This window comes from Halomonas tibetensis (genome assembly GCF_042643535.1).
GTDB lineage: Bacteria > Pseudomonadota > Gammaproteobacteria > Pseudomonadales > Halomonadaceae > Halomonas > Halomonas tibetensis.
In genome coordinates, this window is the sequence record NZ_JBHRSQ010000011.1 from 108,401 (window position 1) to 126,256 (window position 17,856).

The 17,856-nt window shown below is 66.5% G+C and carries 17 protein-coding genes; 14 read left to right on the plus strand and 3 right to left on the minus strand.

The window, feature by feature from the left end:
* Positions 1–143 precede the first annotated feature (143 nt).
* Genes ACFODV_RS08765 through ACFODV_RS08780 form a run of 4 tightly spaced genes read left to right on the plus strand, consistent with a single transcriptional unit; the run spans position 144 to position 5,627 of the window.
* Positions 144–1,367, plus strand: coding sequence for a thiamine pyrophosphate-dependent dehydrogenase E1 component subunit alpha (locus tag ACFODV_RS08765; RefSeq protein WP_379757750.1), 1,224 nt, complete (start codon positions 144–146; stop codon positions 1,365–1,367).
* Between the two features lies 1 nt (position 1,368).
* Positions 1,369–2,346: an alpha-ketoacid dehydrogenase subunit beta gene (locus ACFODV_RS08770; RefSeq protein WP_379757753.1), complete on the plus strand. Its 978-nt coding sequence runs from the start codon at positions 1,369–1,371 to the stop codon at positions 2,344–2,346.
* A gap of 13 nt (positions 2,347–2,359) precedes the next feature.
* Positions 2,360–3,700: a 2-oxo acid dehydrogenase subunit E2 gene (locus tag ACFODV_RS08775; protein WP_379757756.1), complete on the plus strand. Its 1,341-nt coding sequence runs from the start codon at positions 2,360–2,362 to the stop codon at positions 3,698–3,700.
* A 4-nt stretch (positions 3,701–3,704) separates the two neighbouring features.
* A complete protein-coding gene (locus ACFODV_RS08780; protein WP_379757759.1) occupies positions 3,705–5,627 on the plus strand; it encodes a protein kinase domain-containing protein in 1,923 nt (640 codons plus the stop codon).
* Between the two features lie 22 nt (positions 5,628–5,649).
* Here the strand turns inward: ACFODV_RS08780 and ACFODV_RS08785 are convergent, their stop codons facing one another.
* From ACFODV_RS08785 to ACFODV_RS08795, 3 genes are read right to left on the minus strand one after another with little or no spacing between them, the layout of a single operon-like run.
* Entirely contained in the window at positions 5,650–6,954 is a 1,305-nt protein-coding gene (locus tag ACFODV_RS08785; protein ID WP_379757762.1) for a TRAP transporter large permease, read from the minus strand.
* A 43-nt stretch (positions 6,955–6,997) separates the two neighbouring features.
* On the minus strand, positions 6,998–7,561 hold the full coding sequence (locus tag ACFODV_RS08790) for a TRAP transporter small permease (RefSeq protein WP_379757765.1): 564 nt from the start codon (positions 7,559–7,561) through the stop codon (positions 6,998–7,000).
* On the minus strand, positions 7,561–8,547 hold the full coding sequence (locus ACFODV_RS08795) for a TRAP transporter substrate-binding protein (RefSeq protein ID WP_379757768.1): 987 nt from the start codon (positions 8,545–8,547) through the stop codon (positions 7,561–7,563). The genes ACFODV_RS08790 and ACFODV_RS08795 overlap by 1 nt, the downstream gene beginning before the upstream one ends.
* 240 nt (positions 8,548–8,787) lie before the next feature.
* Between ACFODV_RS08795 and ACFODV_RS08800 the strand changes: the two genes are divergently transcribed.
* The 10 genes from ACFODV_RS08800 (at position 8,788) to ACFODV_RS08845 (ending at position 17,846) form a co-directional block, all read left to right on the plus strand.
* Entirely contained in the window at positions 8,788–9,687 is a 900-nt protein-coding gene (locus ACFODV_RS08800; protein ID WP_379757771.1) for a LysR family transcriptional regulator, read from the plus strand.
* A gap of 98 nt (positions 9,688–9,785) precedes the next feature.
* Complete coding sequence (locus ACFODV_RS08805; RefSeq protein WP_379757774.1) at positions 9,786–10,589, plus strand: putative hydro-lyase; 804 nt, start codon at positions 9,786–9,788, stop codon at positions 10,587–10,589.
* A 62-nt stretch (positions 10,590–10,651) separates the two neighbouring features.
* Positions 10,652–11,716: a TRAP transporter substrate-binding protein gene (locus tag ACFODV_RS08810; RefSeq protein ID WP_379757777.1), complete on the plus strand. Its 1,065-nt coding sequence runs from the start codon at positions 10,652–10,654 to the stop codon at positions 11,714–11,716.
* A 90-nt stretch (positions 11,717–11,806) separates the two neighbouring features.
* Positions 11,807–12,403 carry a TRAP transporter small permease subunit gene (locus tag ACFODV_RS08815; protein WP_379757780.1) on the plus strand — a complete coding sequence of 199 codons (597 nt, stop codon included), beginning with the start codon at positions 11,807–11,809 and terminating at the stop codon, positions 12,401–12,403.
* Positions 12,400–13,683, plus strand: coding sequence for a TRAP transporter large permease (locus ACFODV_RS08820; protein ID WP_379757782.1), 1,284 nt, complete (start codon positions 12,400–12,402; stop codon positions 13,681–13,683). Before ACFODV_RS08815 ends, ACFODV_RS08820 begins: the two co-directional genes overlap by 4 nt.
* 100 nt (positions 13,684–13,783) lie before the next feature.
* Positions 13,784–14,461: a DUF2848 domain-containing protein gene (locus ACFODV_RS08825; protein ID WP_379757785.1), complete on the plus strand. Its 678-nt coding sequence runs from the start codon at positions 13,784–13,786 to the stop codon at positions 14,459–14,461.
* Positions 14,462–14,468: 7 nt separating this feature from the next.
* Complete coding sequence (locus tag ACFODV_RS08830; protein ID WP_379757788.1) at positions 14,469–15,281, plus strand: hypothetical protein; 813 nt, start codon at positions 14,469–14,471, stop codon at positions 15,279–15,281.
* 56 nt (positions 15,282–15,337) lie between these two features.
* Positions 15,338–16,093, plus strand: a complete 756-nt coding sequence (locus tag ACFODV_RS08835; RefSeq protein WP_379757791.1) for a 5-oxoprolinase subunit PxpA — start codon at positions 15,338–15,340, stop codon at positions 16,091–16,093.
* Positions 16,090–16,815 carry a 5-oxoprolinase subunit B family protein gene (locus ACFODV_RS08840; RefSeq protein ID WP_379757794.1) on the plus strand — a complete coding sequence of 242 codons (726 nt, stop codon included), beginning with the start codon at positions 16,090–16,092 and terminating at the stop codon, positions 16,813–16,815. Before ACFODV_RS08835 ends, ACFODV_RS08840 begins: the two co-directional genes overlap by 4 nt.
* On the plus strand, positions 16,812–17,846 hold the full coding sequence (locus ACFODV_RS08845; protein ID WP_379757797.1) for a 5-oxoprolinase subunit C family protein: 1,035 nt from the start codon (positions 16,812–16,814) through the stop codon (positions 17,844–17,846). The genes ACFODV_RS08840 and ACFODV_RS08845 overlap by 4 nt, the downstream gene beginning before the upstream one ends.
* Positions 17,847–17,856 lie beyond the last annotated feature (10 nt).

A 17,856-nucleotide genomic window follows, 5' to 3' on the forward strand; every position in this document is an offset into this window, starting at 1 on the left:
CGTTTTTCTGGCATGATGGATGCGCGGCTTCGCATTTTACGTTAACGTCAACTCGGGGTGCGTTGACCCGCCAGGGGAAATCCTTCTGGTAAAGGTCGAGGCAAGCGACAACACTGCCCTCAAAAGGGGTAGAGGACACCGAGATGACAACGACAACAGATATCCATACGCCCGACTTCCTGCGTGGCGACGAGTTTTCCATTCCCACCTTCCGGCTGCTCAGGCAGGACGGCACCCTTCACGAGGGGGCCGAGGCGCCGGCGCTTGACCGCGAGCAAGCGCTCGAGATCTACCGCACCATGGTCGCGACCCGGGTGCTGGATGAACGGATGATGGCCGCCCAGCGCCAGGGTCGGCTCTCCTTCTACATGCAGTGCACCGGCGAGGAGGCCGCGGTGGTCGGCGCGGCGGCGGCGCTGGATGACGCCGACATGATCATGTCCCAGTACCGTGAGCAGGGGGCGCTGGTCTATCGCGGCTTCAGCTATGACGAGTTCATGAACCAGCTGTTCGGTAACGAGCTCGACTATGGCAAGGGACGCCAGATGCCGATCCACTACGGCTCGCGCAAGCTGCACTACATGACGATTTCATCGCCCCTGGCCACTCAGATTCCCCAGGCAGCCGGCTATGCCTATGGCCAGAAACTGGCGGGGGAGGGCCACTGCACCATCGTCTTCTTCGGTGAGGGCGCCGCCTCGGAGGGCGACTTTCACGCCGCGCTCAACATGGCGGCGGTGCATGAAGTGCCGGTGATCTTCTTCTGCCGCAACAACGGCTATGCGATCTCGACCCCCTCCATCGAGCAGTTTGCCGCCGACGGCGTGGCCCCGAGGGCCTTCGGCTATCGCATGCACGTGATCCGCGTGGACGGCAATGACATCCTCGCGGTGCTTGCGGCCACCCGCAAGGCGCGTCGTATCGCCGTGGAAGAGAACAAGCCGGTGCTCATCGAGGCGATGACCTATCGCCTCGCTGCCCACTCCTCCTCCGACGACCCTTCCGGCTACCGCTCGAAGAAGGAGGAAGAGGCCTGGCGCGACAAGGATCCCATCCTGCGCATGAAGCACTGGCTGGTGGCCGGAGAGTGGTGGAGCGATGAGGAAGAGACCTCGCTTCAGGAGTCGCTGCGACGCGAGGTGTTGGAGACCATGAAACGCGCCGAGAAGCGGCCGCCGCCTCCGCTGGACAGCCTGGTCACCGACGTCTATGCGGAAGTGACGCCGGCACTCCAGCGCCAGCTCGACCAGTTGAAGACCCATATCCGCCAGTACCCGGAGGCCTATCCCCGGGGGGCGCGCTCCCTGGACCCGGATGTGAAGCCCCGTGACGACGCCAGCGATGCAGACAACCGGGGAGGGGAGTGAGATGCCGACCATGAACATGCTGCAGGCCATCAACAGCGCCCTGGATATCGCCATGGCGGAAGACGACAAGGTGCTCTGCTTCGGCGAGGACGTCGGCGTCTTCGGCGGGGTCTTTCGCGCCACCAGCCACCTGCAGGAGAAGTACGGGCGTGCCCGCTGCTTCAATACGCCGCTGGTGGAGCAGGGCATCATCGGCTTCGCCAACGGTCTGGCGGCCCAGGGCTCGGTGCCCGTGGCGGAGATCCAATTTGCCGACTACATCTTTCCGGCCTTCGACCAGATCGTCAACGAGACGGCCAAGTTCCGCTACCGCTCCGGCGATCTGTTCAACGTCGGCGGCCTGACCATTCGTGCGCCCTACGGTGGCGGCATCGCCGGGGGGCTCTACCACTCCCAGTCGCCGGAGGCCTATTTTGCGCATACGCCGGGCCTCAAGGTCGTGGTGCCGCGCAACGCCTACCAGGCCAAGGGCCTGCTGCTGGCGGCCATTCGCGACCCGGACCCGGTGCTGTTCTTCGAACCCAAGCGACTCTATCGCGCCTCCATCGGCGAGGTGCCCGAGGCGGACTATCAGCTGCCCATCGGTGAGGCCGAGGTGACCCGCGAGGGCACCGACGTCACCGTGCTCGGCTGGGGCGCCCAGATGGAGGTGATCGAGCGCGCCGTTGAACTGGCCGAGAAGGAGGGCATCTCCTGCGAGGTGATCGACCTGCGCTCGATCCTGCCCTGGGACGAAGACAGCGTGGTGGAGTCGGTGCTCAAGACCGGGCGTCTGGTGATCACCCATGAGGCGCCTCTCACCGGCGGCTTTGCCGGCGAGATCGCCGCCACCGTCCAGGAGCGCTGCTTTTTGTATCTGGAATCGCCCATCGCCCGGGTGGCCGGCCTGGACACTCCCTTCCCGCTGACCTTGGAGAAGGAGTATCTGCCGGACCACCTGAAGATCTTTGAAGCGATCAAGGCCTCCGCGGCCTTCTGAGGGAGACAGGACGATGAGCGATTTTATGCTGCCCGATATCGGTGAAGGTATCGTGGAGTGCGAGGTGGTGGAGTGGCACGTGGCCGAAGGCGACGTGATCGAGGAGGACCAGCCGATCGTCGAGGTGATGACCGACAAGGCGCTGGTGGAGATCACCGCCCCGGAGGCGGCTCGAGTCACGCGGCTCTACGTGAAGAAAGGCGAGATCGCCAAGGTGCACGCGCCGCTGTTTGGCTATGTCGCAGAGGGCGAGGCCGAGGGCGAGGCCGAGAGCGAGACGCCGGATGCGTCGGCCAAGACGCCTGACGAATCGATGCCGTCCGCCAACGCGGACGCAGGCGCGCCCCAGCCCTCCCAGAGCCAGGGCGCCGCCGATCGGGCCCCGGCTCGGGAACACCGGTCACCCGACGGCGATGCCGACGCGACAGACGCGCCGGGCCGGGGGCCCTACGGGCGCATTCCGGCAGCCCCCGCGGTGCGTCGCCTGCTGCGCGAGCACGATCTCGCCCTTGACGAGGTGCCGGGCTCGGGCCGCCAGGGGCGGGTGCTCAAGGAGGACGTGCTGGGCTATCTGGACGCTGGCGACGCCGCCCAGGAAAGCAACGACGATCGCCGGGCCATCGAGGCGCCCGCCGAACCCGCCAGCGGCGAGGTGCGCATCGAGCCCCTGCGCGGCGTGCGCGCCGTCATGGCCAAGCGCATGGTGGAGGCGGCCAGCACCATCCCGCACTTCCAGTACGGTGAGGAGATCGACGTCACCGCCCTGCTGGCGCTGCGCGAGCGGTTGAAGCCGCTGGCGGCGGCCGAGGAGACCCGGCTGACCCTGATGCCCTTCTTCATGAAGGCGGTGGCGCTCGCCGTGCGCGAGGCGCCGGTGGTCAACGCCCGGCTCAGCGATGACGCCAGCGAGATCCACTACCTGCCCTCGGTCAACGTGGGCATGGCGGTGGACAGCCGCGCCGGCCTGCTGGTGCCCAACGTCAAGGGGGTGGAGCGGCGCAGCCTGCTGTCGGTGGCCGCCGAGGTCCAGCGTCTCACCGAGGCGGCCCGAGCCGGCAGGGTGAGCCAGGAGGATCTCAAGGGCGGCACCCTCAGCATTTCCAATATCGGGGCGCTGGGCGGCACCTATGCCGCGCCGATCATCAACGCCCCGGAGGTGGCGATCGTGGCCATCGGCAAGACCCAGTGGCTGCCGCGCTTCGACGCCGAAGACCGCGTTGTGAAACGGGCGATCATGACCGTCACCTGGGCCGGCGATCATCGCATCATCGATGGCGGCACCATCGCCCGCTTCTGTAACGCCTGGAAGGGCTACCTCGAGGATCCCGAGACGATGCTGCTCCACCTGAGCTGATGCCGTGACCCAGACGCCCCTGCAGCAGTTCTATATCCCGGAAGAGCAGTCGATCTACCTGCTCAGCCACGACGACGCCCGCAAGCTCAAGGCGTGGGTGGCGCTGTGCCAGGCCCAGCTCGAGCAGCTGGGCTATCGAGAGATCGCGCTGATCGGCAAGGGGGCCTACGGCTTCGTGTTCGCCGGGTTAACCGCCCAGGGTGATCAGTACGTCTTCAAGTTCACCCGGATCAACCTGCCCCAGCACCTGCAGGACCGCCTGGAAGAGGAGGCCTTCATGCTGGAGCAGGTGGATCACCCGCGGGTGCCCGGGCTGATCGCCTACCAGCGGGTGCGCAACCAGTCGATCCTGGTCATGCAGCGCGCCCCCGGCCTCAACCTCGAGGAAGTGTCGCTGCGCGAAGGCCGGCTGTCGCCGCGTCTGGTCGTGCGTATCGCCGGCCAGCTGGCGGATATCCTGGGCGCCCTGCGAGAGGAGCGGGGGCCGGCGGGGCGCCCCATCGTCCACGGCGACATCAAGCCCTCCAACCTGGTGTTCGACGCGAAAACCGAGTCCGTCGCCCTGATCGACTGGGGCTCCTCGGTATTCGCCCAGCTCGATGCCAACCAGCAGTTCGTGGCGGCCAACGTCATGGAGCTGATGTCGGACAACCTGCAGCAGACCAACGCCCGTCTGGGCGACGTCTATTTTATCGGCGAGGAGCAGCTCAACGGTGCGCTCTCCTCGCCGCGCTTCGACGAGCAGGGTGCCGCCGGCACCCTCTACGCGCTGGCCTCGGCGCAGTCCTGCCGCTTTGGTCACCGCGCGATTCCCGCCACCTCCCTGGGCCTGCCGGTGGAGTTCGCGCGCATGCTCGACGGCATGCTCGACCCCGACCCGCGCCAGCGCATGAAGGCCGGCGACCACTTCCTGCGCGAGATGCCGCGCCTCGCCCGGCTGGTGATGATCGACCTGCCGGCCCCTTCGCCCCAGGCGCTGGTGCCGGTGTGGGTGCGCCCGGCCGAACGCGAGATCGACACCGTGGTCTACAGCTCGCGCAAGGCCTTCCTGCGCGAGGAGGGCGCCCCGGACACCCTGAACGACGTCAACGACGTCCAGCTCGACCGCTACTACAAGAATTTCATGCAGGGCATGGGCGAGACCGAAAAGGCCTTCCTGGCGGCGGTGAGCCGGCTGGGGCGCTATCCGGTGGTGGGCGGCCTGGCGGTGCGCTGGGAGGCCGACGGCGTCTACATCGACACCTCGTTGAACCTGCACGATGCCGAGCGGCGCCCGGCCTTTATTGCCGCGGTCAACAACATGGTGCATCTGGCCCGGGCCATCTATCGCCAGGGCATCTTCAAGAGCTGCCTGTTCAACGCCCGCGACACCCTGCATCTGGATCGCGAAGGGCCGGAGCACGCTTTTCGTATCGATCCCGATCTGCGCCTGGCCTACGAAGTCAGCGCCATGCCGGAGCGGGAGGACCGCTCCCGGCTGCACAGTTATTTCGAGGATGGCCCCGACCCGGAAGAGTTCCTGGTGCTGCCGGAGACGATCATCACCGCGCTTGAGGCGCTCAACGAGATCCACCACACCGGGATGATCATCTTCGAGGCGCTCCCCCAGCACCTCAAGATCCACAGCTACTACCGCCTGCTGGACCCCTCCCGGGAGGCAGACTTCCAGCGCCGGCTGGAGGAAATCCTCGGCGCCGTCGACCAGATCGAGGGGCTCGGCGTCTCCGGCTTCATGAAGATGCCCTACAAGGACACCCGCGTCTTCCCCCACGTGGAGCGCCAGCCGGAGCGCTTCTACCCCCGCAACCCGCGTGCCTTCCTGCATGCATCTGAGCGAGAGCCCGGGGGAGAGCCCGGCAGTGAACCCGAGAATGAGCCCGGGAGCGAGCCCGTGCGCGAATCGGCGCACGGGGCAGCCGGCAAATGACACCGGCGAGAAGGATCCTGTCTCAGCGGTTCATCGCCTCGGGCAGGTAGAGCGCGATCCCGGGGAACAGGTGCATCAGGGCGATGGCCAGCAGCATCAAAAGGAAGAACGGCAGGGTCGCCCGGGTGATGGTCAGGATGTCCTTTCCTGTCAGCCCCTGGATCACGAACAGGTTGAAGCCCACCGGCGGGGTGATCTGCGACATCTCCACCACGATCACCAGGTAGATGCCGAACCAGATCAGGTCGAAGCCGGCCGCGCTGATCACCGGCATGATGATCGCCGTGATCAGCAGGATCAGCGAGATACCGTCCAGGAAGCAACCCATCACCAGCAGCAGCAGGGTCAGCATCACCAGCAGCAGAGTGGGCGATAGCCCCATCTCGCCGATGGCCCGGGCGAGCTGCATGGGCACCTGGGTGAACCCCATGGCCGAGGTGAGAAACGAGGCGCCGGCGATGATGAAGGCGATCATGCAGGCGGTGCGGATGGCGGCGAACAGCGACTCCTGGAAGACGGCCATGCCGAAGTGCCCGTTCATGCGGGCGATCAGCATCGACAGCACCACCCCGACAGCCGCCGCTTCGGTGGGCGAGGCCAGCCCGCCGTAGATGGAGAAGATGATCCCGCCGATCAGCGCCAGGATGGGGATCAGCGCCCAGGTCTGGCGAAGCTTCTGGGCCAGCGGCATCGAGGATTCGTCCTGGCCGGTCAGACCCTGGCGGTTGCCCTTGAGCAGCGCCCAGACGATCAGGTAGGTCATGAAGAGCCCGAGGATCATCAGCCCCGGGCCGACGCCGGCCATGAACAGCCGCGTGATGGACTGCTCGGTGACCACTCCGTAGACGATCAGCACGATCGAGGGGGGGATCAGCAGCCCCAGGGTAGAGGCGCTGGCCAGGGTGCCGATGGCCATCTGCGGGTCGTAGCCGCGACGCTCCAGCTCAGGCAGCGTCATCTTGCCGACCGTGGCGCAGGTGGCTGCCGAGGAGCCGCAGACCGCGGCGAACATGCCGCTGCCGATGATGTTGGTGTGCAGCAGCCGGCCGGGCAGGCGGTTCAGCCAGGGCGACAGGCCCCGGAACATGTTGTCGGCCAGTCCCGAGCGAAAGAGGATCTCGCCCATCCAGATGAACATCGGCAGGGCCGTCAGATCCCAGCCGTAGCTGGCGCCCCAGAAGTCCGAGGCCAGGATGGGGCCCGGGGCGAAGGGGGTGAAGAATTCCAGGGCGACCCAGGCGGTACCGATCAGGGCAAAGGCGATCCAGACGCCGCTGCCGAGAAGAAGCGCCAGGGTCAGGATGCTGGCGAGGCTGAGGATCAGCACGTTGGTGTCTCCCGTTCGGCAGGGGTCCTGGGTTCAGCCAAGGTCATGGCAGGTCGCTGTCGTCGTTGGCGGTGAGCTCACGGAAGCTGTCCGGGTCCCTGGCGGCGATGCGCAGGGTCATGACCAGGGCCTCGGCCAGCGCCAGGCAGAGCAACCCGACGCCGGTCGCCAGCACGGTCTGGGGGATCCACAGCGGAATCGACAGGAAGCCCGAGGAGACGTCCTTGAAGTGCAGGCTCTCGCGTGCCAGCTCGATAAGGCCATGGGCCAGCAGCAGGCTCAGGGCGAGGGCCACGATCAGGCACGCCACCTCGAACCAGACGCGGATCCGGGAGGGGAGTCGGGAGATCAGCAGGGTGACGCGGATATGGGCGTGGTGCACGAAGGTGTAGGCCAGCCCGAGAAAGGTGGCGCCCACCAGCAGGTAGGAGGCGATCTCCGACACGCCGGTAATGCTCAGGCCGAGGCGCGGAATGCCGACCAGGGTCAACAGCGCGTCGACGACCCGAAAGGTGACCTGCAGGGCCACCAGGGCGCAGATTGTCACCATGCAGGACGCCGCTCCCCAGGCGCCCATGCGGTAGAGCAGAGCGAATTTGAAGACCATCACTCCTCGAGGCCGGCGCGGTAGGTCTCGAGCAGCTCAAGGGCCTCCTCGCTGGCACGGTCCTGCCAGTCGGCGAACAGCCGGTCACCCGCGGTCTGCAGGGCATCGGCGACCGCCTCGTTGGGCGCGACCACCGAGACGCCGTTCTCCTCGAGGGCCTGCAGGCTGGTCTCGTTATTGTCGCGGCTCATCTGCCAGCCTCGCGCCTCGGCCTGCGCGGCCGCCTCCATCAGGGCCTCCTGGGTGGCCTCATCGAGCCTGTCGAAGGCGCGCTGGTTGATGAACACCAGGTTCTTGGGCAGCCAGAGGTTGGCATCGGTGTACCAGGAGATGTAGTCCCAGGCGGTCATGGCATTGCCGGTGGCGCTGGAGGTGATCATGGCGTCCACCCGGCCGGTGCTGAAGGCGGTGGGAATGTCCGACTCCTCGGTCTCGGTGGGGTTGCCGCCCAGGTTCTGGACGAAGCGCTGGGTGTTGATGTTGGGCGCCCGCACGCGCAGGCCCTCGAACTGCTCGGGGTCGGTGATCTCCGTGCGGGTGTAGAGGCCCTGGGCCGGCCAGGCCACGGCGTAGAGGGGTATGAGGCCCTCCGCCGCGAAGAGCTCCGCGATCATCGGTTGGGTGGTCTCCCACAGCGTCATGGCCTCTTCATAGCTGCCGGCCACCCCGGGCAGGGTGTCGATCTCGAAGATCGGATCCTCGTTGGAGAGGATCGACAGGAAGACCTCCCCCACCTCGATGGTGCCGCGGCGCACCGACGACTTGATCTCGCCGTGGGCCACCAGCGAGCCCCCGCTGTGGACGTTGATACGCAGTTCGCCGTCGGTGGCCTCGGCCACGTCCTCGGCAAACTGCTTGATGTTCTGAGTGTGGAAGCTGGCGTCCCCGTAGGGCGTGGCCATGTTCCACTCGGCGGCCTGGGCCGTGCCGGCAATGGCCAGCACGGATAGTGGGATCAGCAGCGGCTTGAAGCGAAGTGGACTCATCACGCAGACCTCATGTGGGAAGCTTGTTGTGGAAAGCTTGTGGCAGTGGTCGGGACACATCGAAGCTTAGCAGCTGGCCGTCCGCTCGCACCGCGGGCGGTTTCTACAATGTCTAAACGGTAGCCGCCGGATGTCAGCGTGTGTGATACGTTTCTTCAATCATTTCGGCGGCAGGTGATCGACGTTTCCTGTCGGCAAGACCCGCCGTCACCGGGATTTCGCCAGGCGAGCAGGTGGCCGATGAACATCAAGACGTTGGAAACGTTTGTGTGGATTGCCCGGCTGGGCAGTTTCAGAGCCGCCGCCAAGCGGCTCTACGCCTCCCAGCCCACTATCTCCGCCAGGATTTCCAGCCTGGAGGATGAGCTGCGCATCGAGCTGTTCGATCGCACGGGCAGGAAGGCGGTCCTCACGGCAAAGGGGCGCCAGCTCCTGGCCTATGCGGAAAAGATCCTCCAGCTGCACGCCGAGCTTCTGGAAACGGTCGCGCGCCCCGATGCCATCCACGGGACCATCCGACTGGGCGTATCGGAGACCATCGCCTACACCTGGCTGCCCAGGCTGATCGAGAAGATCAGCGAGGCCTACCCGGCCATCAACCTCGAGCTGGACGTGGATATTTCCGTCAACCTGGCGGACAAGCTCATCAGCCGGGAGATCGATATCGCCTTCCTGATCGGCGATGTGACCCAGGCCGATTTCGTCAGCCGCCCCTTCTGCCGTTACTCCCTGGTCTGGGTGGCCAGTCCGGCGATCCCGCTTCCCGAGGAGCCGATCAGCCTGGCGGACCTGGCCAGGATCCCGATCATCACCTACCCGCGGCGCAGCGAGCCCTATGCCAATATCCGCTCGCTGGTCAACCCTACCAATCACCCCACCCAGATCCATTCGAGCTCGTCGCTCTCGACCATCATCAGGATGACCGTGGACGGCCTCGGCGTCAGTGCCCTGCCGCGCGAGATCCTCACCCGGGAGCTGGCCTCCGGAGTGCTTCGGGAGTTCCGGGTCGACGCCTCTCTCCCGGACCTGGTGTTCAGCACGGCTTTTAGCGCCTCACCCGGCGCCGGGGTCGTCCGCGCGGTGGCCGAACTGGCGCTCGCCACGGTGGCGGAAGGGGACGAGGCTCGGGTCCGGCAGTAACTGATCAGCTTTTCCGATCAAAAGTGATCTTGATTATCGATTTGATATGATCATTTGTTATGTCCTACCTTGTCAGGACCGCAAGGAGAGACATAACAATGACCCCAACACGACTCCTCCAGGGCGATGACGGCCCGCTCGCCGTGCGCCTCGCCGCCCGCCGGGGCACCCTCGTCGGGCCCACCGCCGGGCTGGCCAAGGGCTATGTTCAGGTGAACCTGGTGATCCTGCCCGAGCCCCAGGCCAACGGCTTTCTGCGCTTCTGCCAGTCCAACCCCAAGCCTTGCCCCCTGCTGGCCGTCAGCGAGCCCGGTGATCGCGGCTGCCAAGTGCTGGGGGAGGATCTGGATATCGCCCGGGACGTGCCCGCCTACCGCCTCTACCGCGACGGTCGCCTCGACGAAACGGTCCACGATGTCGCGGGCGTCTGGCGCGACGACCTGGTCACCTTCGCGCTGGGCTGTTCGTTTACCTTCGAGCATGCGCTGGCGCTGGATGGCCTGCCTGTCCGCCATGTCGACGAGGGGCGAAATGTCCCGATGTACAACACCTCCGTGGCGCTTACGTCGGCGGGAGGGTTCGGCGGGCGGCTGGTGGTCTCCATGCGACCCTACCGGGCGGCCGATGCCATCCGGGCCATCCAGATCACCACCCGCTACCCCCAGGCCCACGGGGCGCCGGTGCACTTCGGCGATCCCGCACGGATCGGTATCCAGGACATCCGCTCGCCCGACTACGGTGACGCGGTGACGATTGGCGAGGACGAGATTCCGGTGTTCTGGGCCTGCGGGGTGACGCCGCAGCAGGTGCTGATCGAATCCGGGATCGAGTTTGCCATTACCCACAGCCCGGGCCACATGCTGATCACGGATATTCCCGACAGCCGCCTGGCCCTGCTGTAATCCCCACCCTGCAAGACCAGCAAATCCAGCAACTCCAACAACTCCAACATGAGGTATGTCCCATGATGACAACCAAACGCCTTGCGTCTGCCGTGGCTGCCGGCATGCTGGTGGCCGCTTCCCAGGTCCCGGCACAGGAACTCGACGAGACCAGCATCGCCTACGTGGGCAGCTGGAGCAGCCTGTCGCTCTACCAGAACTTCGAGCGCCCCTTCTGGGAGCGTCACCTGCCGGAGGCCTCGGGGGGGCGGATCACGACCAGCGTCACCACCTTCGACCAGATGGGCCTGGGGGGCGGCGAGGTATACCGCCTGATGAGCCGCGACGTTATCGAGGTCACCTCCACGGTCGTCAACTATGCCGTGCAGGATGCGCCCGAACTGGAAGGCCTGGACATGCCGATGATCGCCCCGGACGTCGAGACGGCTCGCAAGGTGGCCGATGCCTACCGTCCGGTGCTGGCCGATGCCTTCACGGAGCGCTTTCGCAATGCGCATCTTCTCGCCGTGGTCCCCTATCCCTCGCAGATGGTCTTCTGCAACGTCGCCATCGACGGGCTCTCCGACCTGGCCGGCAAGAAGGTCAGGGCCAGCGGCAGGACCACCGCCGAGTTCCTGGAGGCCCTGGGTGCCGAGGGGATCACGCTGAACTTCAGCGAGGTGCCGGGCGCGCTTCAGCGGGGCGTCATCGACTGCGCCGTGACCGGCTCCCTGTCCGGCTACAGCTCAGGCTGGTATGAGGTATCCACCCACCTCTACCCGCTGCCCGTGGGCGGCTGGGATCATGTGGTGACCGCCATGAACGGCAACAAGTGGGCCTCGCTCTCCACCGAGACCCAGGCGTGGCTGACCGCCGAGATTCGCGATAACTACGAGAATCCCGTGTGGGAATCCGCCGTCGAGGAGACCCGAGAGGGGGTCGCCTGCCTGACCGGGGAGGGCGAGTGCACCCGTGGCGATCCGGGCAACATGGTGCTGGTCGAGGCCACTGATGAGGACTACACCGAGGCGACCCGTCATCTCGAGGAGACCCTGCTGCCGAACTGGGCCAACCGTGTCGACCAGGAGTGGGTGGATCGCTGGAACGAGACCATCGGCAGCGTGACCGGCCTGACCGCGTCCAAGTAAGTGCCCTCGGACACGCGCTGCAACAGCGCGTGTCCGATCCCTCATTGGCGACCGGGCCCATGGCGGCCCGGTCTCGCCCTGGAGAGTGACATGCTGCAAACGATCAATACCACTCTCGACCGGGTGCTCGGCGGGGTGCAGGTAGGGTCGCTATGGATGGCACGGGCAGGGGGCGTGTTGATCCTCATGACCGTGGTGCTGGTGACCATCGAGGTGTTCTCGCGCCAGCTGATGGGGCGTTCTGCCGTCCACGCCACCGAGCTGACCGGTTACGTCATGGCGATCAGCACCAGCTGGGCGTTCGCCTACACCCTGATGCGCAAGGCGCATATCCGTATCGATGCGCTCTATCTCACCTTCCCCATTCGCGTTCGCGGCGTGCTTGACCTGCTCGCCCTGCTGGCCATGGCCTGGTTCTGCATTCTCGTGGTCGGGGCCGCCTTCGAGGTCGCCAAGGACTCGTTCACCGGCGGCGCCAGAGCCAATACGCCGCTGGGAACGCCGGTGTGGATCCCGCAGTTCCTGTGGGTGATCGGGCTTGCCTGGTTCAGCCTGGCCGTTGGCCTGACGGCACTGCGCGTCCTGCTGGGCCTCCTGGCGGGTGACCTGGACGGCGTTCAGCGGATTGCCGGCAGCCCGACACTCGACGAACAGATCAGCGATGAAAACCACGAGGCTCGCTCATGATTCTTACCACTCTGCTGATCCTGCTTGTGCTGCTGGTCTTGAGCATCCCGGTGGCGGCCACGCTGATTGTGCTTGGCCTGTTTCTTGATGAATTCTTCTCCCCGTTTCCTCTTTCACGGGCCATGGGCGACGTCATCTGGTCGGCGTCGGACAGCTTCCTGTTGATCGCCATTCCCCTGTTCATCCTGCTGGGGGAAATCCTGGTGCGCACCGGCATCGCCAAGGGCACCTATCGGGCGCTGGAAAGCTGGCTCTCCTGGCTGCCGGGTGGCCTGCTGCATGCCAACATCGGCACGGCGACCCTGTTCTCGGCGACGTCCGGTTCCAGCGTTGCCACCGCGGCGACCATCGGCACCGTGGCGCTCCCCCAGGGCAAGGAGATGAACTACGATCCCAAGCTGTTTACCGGCTCGATCGCGGCCGGGGGCACCCTGGGCATCATGATTCCTCCCTCGATCAACCTGATCGTCTACGGCTTTCTGACCGAGACCTCGATTCCCAAGCTGTTCGCCGCCGGGCTGGTGCCGGGTCTGCTGCTGGCGCTGCTGTTCATGGCGGGTACCGCGCTGCTCTGCATGTGGCGCCCGAGCCTCGGGGGTCCCAGCAGTTCGCACACCTGGGCGGAGCGCATGTCGGGCCTCAGGCATCTCGTGCCGGTGCTGATCCTGTTCGGCGTGGTGGTGGGATCGATCTACGCCGGGTTGGCGACCCCGACAGAGGCGGCCTCCCTCGGGGTGATCGGGGCGCTGCTGATCGCCGCGTTCATGCGCAAGCTGTCGATCTCGATCATCGTCCAGGCGCTGGATGGCACCATGCGCACCACGGGCATGATCATGCTGATCATCATCGCCTCCTATTTCCTCAACTTCGTGCTCGCCTCCACCGGGGTGACCCGCGAGCTGACCGGGTTCCTGGAATCGGCAGGCCTGGGGCCCTATGCCACGCTGATGCTGGTGATCGCGCTGTATATCGTGCTTGGCTTCTTCATCGAGACGCTGTCGCTGATGGTCATCACGATTCCGATCGTGGCTCCCATCATCATCGGCATGGGGTTTGATCCGGTGTGGTTCGGCATCCTGCTGATTCTGCTGATCGAGATGGCGTTGATCACCCCGCCGGTGGGGCTCAACCTCTACGTGGTCCAGGGGGTGAGGCAGGGCGGTTCCTTCAACGATGTGATGCTCGGCGCCATGCCCTATGTCGGCTTCATGTTCGTGATGGCCATCCTGTTGATCCTCTTCCCGGCGCTGGCGATGTTCCTGCCGAACCTGCTGAGCTGAGCTCGACGCGATGCGCCGTTGCCTCTGATATATGCCTCTGACATATGCCTCTGACATACCGATAAAGATAAAGGAGCCACCCCATGAAAGGAGCCACCCCATGACGACATTTCACCTGGCGGATCGCGGCGAGACCCTCGAGGTCGAGACCCGAGAGCTGATCATCGCCGGCTGGGCCGGCCGCGAGCAGGCGGCCATCGACGAGCATATCGAAGAGCTCCGGGAGATCGGGGTCACCCCGCCCTCCAGCACGCCGCTGTTCTACCGCGTCTCCGCGGACCAGCTGACCACCGCCGACACCGTTCAGGTGCTCGGTGAGGCGAGCAGCGGTGAAGTGGAAGTGGTGCTGATCGGCTCACCCCGGGGCACCCTGGTGGGCATCGGCTCCGACCACACCGACCGGGAAGCGGAGGCCTGGTCGGTGGCGCATTCCAAGCAGGTCTGCGCCAAGCCGGTGGGTCGTCAGGTGTGGCCCCTCGAGGAGGTCATCGACCACTGGGATACGCTCACCATGACCGCCTGGGCCACCATCGATGGCAGCGAAGTGCTTTACCAGCAGGGCGGGGTGACCGGCCTTTTGCATCCCGCCGACCTGCTGCAGCGCTTTGGTCTGGAGGAGCCGTGCCTGGCACCCGGCCAGGTCATGCTGTGCGGCACTCTGCCGGTGATCGGCGGGGTGCGCGCCGCCAAGGCCTTCCGCATGCGGCTCGAGGACCCCGTTCTGGGCCGCACCCTGGCGCATGCTTACCGGGTGCAGACGCTGCCGGTGATCGCGTGACCCCCCGATGCTGATAGTCCTGCTGACCAAGCTGATCGCGACGGCCGTCGTGGTGATCGGGGTCTCCCTGGCGGTCGGCAGGCTGGGTCCGCGGCTGGGCGGCATCATTGCCGGTACCCCCATCATTCTGGGGCCCGGCTACTTCTTCATGCTTCAGGAGCATCCGCCGGCGTTCATCCAGACCGCGGCCCTCTCGACCCTGCACGCCCTGGTTGCCACTCTGCTGTTCAGCATCAGTTTCGTGGTGACGGCCGGGCGCCTGAGTGCCCTGCGCAGCCTGGGCATCGCCACGCTCTGCTGGGTACCCGCGGCGCTGCTGTTCTCGCGGGTGCCGGGGGGCGTCGGGGTCGCGGTGCTGATGTATCTGGCCATGCTGCTGGTGGCCGAGGGGGTCAGGCGGGTGCTGCGGCTGCGTCAGCCGGTCATCGTGGCCCGCTCCGGCTGGTTCGACCTGGTGCTGCGGGGACTGCTGGCCGGCGTGCTGGTGAGCGTGGCGACCACCCTGGCGGTCAAGTCGGGGCCGCTGCTTTCCGGCATGCTGGTGGGGTTCCCGGTGGGGCTCTTCACCATCGGCTGGACCCTGCACGAGCGCTACGGGCCCGACGTGGCCCGGGCCACGGTGAGCATGGCCCAGAAGGGCATGCTGAGCCTGGTCGCCTTCGGCGCGGCGACCGCCACCCTGGTCGGGCACCTGCCCCCCATGGCAGTCTTTCTGCTCTCGCTGCTGGCCTCCATGAGCGTCAGCGCGACCCTGTTCATGATCAGCCAGCGGCGATTCCGGCGCGCCTACGCCAGCCGGTACGGCGTCGTCGATCGCTGACACTGTAGACAGCAAGCTGACACAAGAACGCTGACACAATAACAAGGAGGCCATTCATGACACCTATTCTGCTCAACGCCGACATGGGCGAAAGCTTCGGACCCTGGGTGATGGGAATGGATCACGAGGTGATGCCCCACGTCCATCTCGCCAACGTCGCCTGCGGCTTTCACGCCTCGGACCCCGACGTCATCCGCATGACGGTGCGCCTGGCGCGCAAGCACGGGGTGCGGGTGGGCGCCCACCCCGCCTATCCGGACATGGTCGGCTTCGGGCGCCGCTCCCTGGCCTGCACCGCGGAGGAGATCGAGAACCTGGTGCTCTACCAGCTGGGCGCCCTGGCCGGCATCTGTCGGGCGGAGGGGGTCGAGGTCAGCTATGTGAAGCCCCATGGCGCGCTCTACAACGACATGGCCCGCGACCCGGAGATCATGATGGCGGTGATGCGGGCCATCCTGGCCTTTGACCCGTCGCTGCCGCTGATGACCATGGCCACCCGGGATACGGCGGCGGTGAGCCAGCTGGCCGCCGGACTGGGCGCGACCCTCTGGTTCGAGGCCTTCGCCGACCGCGCCTATGACGGCGAGGGTCGACTGGTCTCACGCCGCGAGGTGGGCGCCGTCCATCACGACCCGGAGGTGATCGTCGATCAGGCCACGCGCATCGCCCGGGGGCTTCCCCTGACCGCCAGCGACGGCAGCGAGCTCGTGCTGGCCGCCGACACCCTCTGTGTTCACGGCGACAACCCGGAGTCCATCGCTGCGGTGAGGGCGATTCGAGAGGCCCTGGACGCGCTCGAGGCGGCGACATGAGCGGGGAGGGCGCGCGCCTGCCAAGGCTCGAGTCGGCCGGGCTGGATGGTTGGATGGTGCGTCTGTTCGAGCGCATCGAGGAGACCAACCTGGCCTGGATCACCCCCCTGACCCGGCGCTGCGAGGCTACCTTCGGCGATGCCCTGGTGGACTTGGTGCCCTCCTATACCACCCTGCTGGTGGTCTTCGATCCGCTCAGGCTCTCGCCCGAGGAGGCCCGCCGTCGGTTGCTCATGCTGCTGGGCGATCTCACGCCCGATGCGCCCACCGAGGGCGGCGAGGTCCGCGAGCTGCCCACCTGGTACGACGAGAGCGTGGGGCCCGATCTGGCTCGGGTCGCCGAGCACACCGGCCTGTCGGTGGCGGCGGTGATCGACTGCCACGCGGGCACGCTTTATCGCGTCTTTGCGCTCGGCTTCGCCCCCGGGTTTGCCTTCATGGGGCTGCTGGATGAGCGCCTGGAGATGCCGCGGCTCACGACGCCGCGCCAGCGGGTGCCGGTGAACAGCGTGGCCATCGCCGGCCGCCAGACGTCGGCCTACCCGGCGGTTACCCCGGGCGGCTGGAACCTGCTGGGGCGCACCTCGGCGCGGCTGTTCGACCGCGACCGCGAAGGCTTCAGCCTGCTCGCGGTCGGCGATCAGGTGCGCTTCGTGCCGGTGGATCGGCAGGCCTTCGAGGCCCAGGGGGGCGATACCACGCCCATGGAGGCGAAGCGATGAAACGCGTGATGAACAGAGAGAAAAACAAGACACCCGATATCGGCTTTCGCGTCGAACGTGCCGGCCCCCTGGCGCAGCTGGAAGATGCAGGGCGTTTTGGCGTCAGGCGTCTGGGCGTGACCCAGGGCGGGCCGGCGGATCTTCACGGCTGGGCCTGGGCCAACCGTCTGGCGGGCAACCCCTGGGGAGCCGCCGCCCTGGAGATCACCTTCGGCGGGCTGACCCTGGTGGCCGAGCGGAACCTGACGCTGGCCGTGGCCGGTGCCGATCTGGGCGCCACCCTCGACGGTAAACCGCTGCCGCTGTGGGAACGCGTCTCGTGCCGCGAAGGGCAGCGCCTGATCTTCGCCGCGCCCGCCAACGGGCTGCGCGCCTATCTGGCGGTGGCCGGCGGCTTCGACGCCGAGCCGGTGCTGGGCAGCGTGGCCTGCGTGGTGCGTGAAGGGCTGGGGGGATTCGACGGGCGCGGCAGCAAGCTGGCCGAGGGGGACCGCCTGGCCGTGGGCAATCGATTGGCAGCGGAAAATCGATTGTCAGCGGAAAATCGATTGTCAGCGGGAGCGCCATCAAGCGCCGGCGCCTCGCTTACCGCGGCCCCCGACGAGGCGCGCATCGACTACCGCGCCACCGCCAGCCTGTCGCTGCTGCCCGGCGCCCAGGTCGCCGACTTCAGCGGGCAGAGCCTGTTTCAGGCCTTCAACGAGGCGTGGCACGTGGACGACCGCGCCGATCGCATGGGCGTTCGGCTGACCGGGCCGCGGCTGCAGTGTCGGATTGGCTCGATGGTGTCGGAAGGCATCGGTCTGGGCGCGGTGCAGGTACCGCCGGACGGCCAGCCCATCGCATTGCTCAACGACCGTCAGACGATCGGTGGCTATCCGCGCCTGGGAGCGCTGACGCCACTGGCCGCCTCGCGACTGGCCCAGTGTCTGCCCGGCCAGGAAGTGCGTCTGAAGGCCGTCTCCAGCGAGGGGGCGCTGCAGGCGTATCGCCGATTCTGCGCGACCTTCTTCACGGATTCAGGTCGTTAAAAAAGACGAC

Excerpts from the sequence above, each read along its gene's own strand:
- ACFODV_RS08795 (WP_379757768.1), bottom strand. The coding sequence starts at position 8,547 with ATGAGTCCACTTCGCTTCAAGCCGCTGCTGATCCCACTATCCGTGCTG.
- ACFODV_RS08835 (WP_379757791.1), top strand. The coding sequence starts at position 15,338 with ATGACACCTATTCTGCTCAACGCCGACATGGGCGAAAGCTTCGGACCC.
- ACFODV_RS08790 (WP_379757765.1), bottom strand. The coding sequence starts at position 7,561 with ATGGTCTTCAAATTCGCTCTGCTCTACCGCATGGGCGCCTGGGGAGCG.
- ACFODV_RS08825 (WP_379757785.1), top strand. The coding sequence starts at position 13,784 with ATGACGACATTTCACCTGGCGGATCGCGGCGAGACCCTCGAGGTCGAG.
- ACFODV_RS08770 (WP_379757753.1), top strand. The coding sequence starts at position 1,369 with ATGCCGACCATGAACATGCTGCAGGCCATCAACAGCGCCCTGGATATC.
- ACFODV_RS08845 (WP_379757797.1), top strand. The coding sequence starts at position 16,812 with ATGAAACGCGTGATGAACAGAGAGAAAAACAAGACACCCGATATCGGC.
- ACFODV_RS08840 (WP_379757794.1), top strand. The coding sequence starts at position 16,090 with ATGAGCGGGGAGGGCGCGCGCCTGCCAAGGCTCGAGTCGGCCGGGCTG.
- ACFODV_RS08805 (WP_379757774.1), top strand. The coding sequence starts at position 9,786 with ATGACCCCAACACGACTCCTCCAGGGCGATGACGGCCCGCTCGCCGTG.
- ACFODV_RS08800 (WP_379757771.1), top strand. The coding sequence starts at position 8,788 with ATGAACATCAAGACGTTGGAAACGTTTGTGTGGATTGCCCGGCTGGGC.
- ACFODV_RS08810 (WP_379757777.1), top strand. The coding sequence starts at position 10,652 with ATGATGACAACCAAACGCCTTGCGTCTGCCGTGGCTGCCGGCATGCTG.
- ACFODV_RS08765 (WP_379757750.1), top strand. The coding sequence starts at position 144 with ATGACAACGACAACAGATATCCATACGCCCGACTTCCTGCGTGGCGAC.
- ACFODV_RS08815 (WP_379757780.1), top strand. The coding sequence starts at position 11,807 with ATGCTGCAAACGATCAATACCACTCTCGACCGGGTGCTCGGCGGGGTG.
- ACFODV_RS08775 (WP_379757756.1), top strand. The coding sequence starts at position 2,360 with ATGAGCGATTTTATGCTGCCCGATATCGGTGAAGGTATCGTGGAGTGC.
- ACFODV_RS08830 (WP_379757788.1), top strand. The coding sequence starts at position 14,469 with ATGCTGATAGTCCTGCTGACCAAGCTGATCGCGACGGCCGTCGTGGTG.
- ACFODV_RS08820 (WP_379757782.1), top strand. The coding sequence starts at position 12,400 with ATGATTCTTACCACTCTGCTGATCCTGCTTGTGCTGCTGGTCTTGAGC.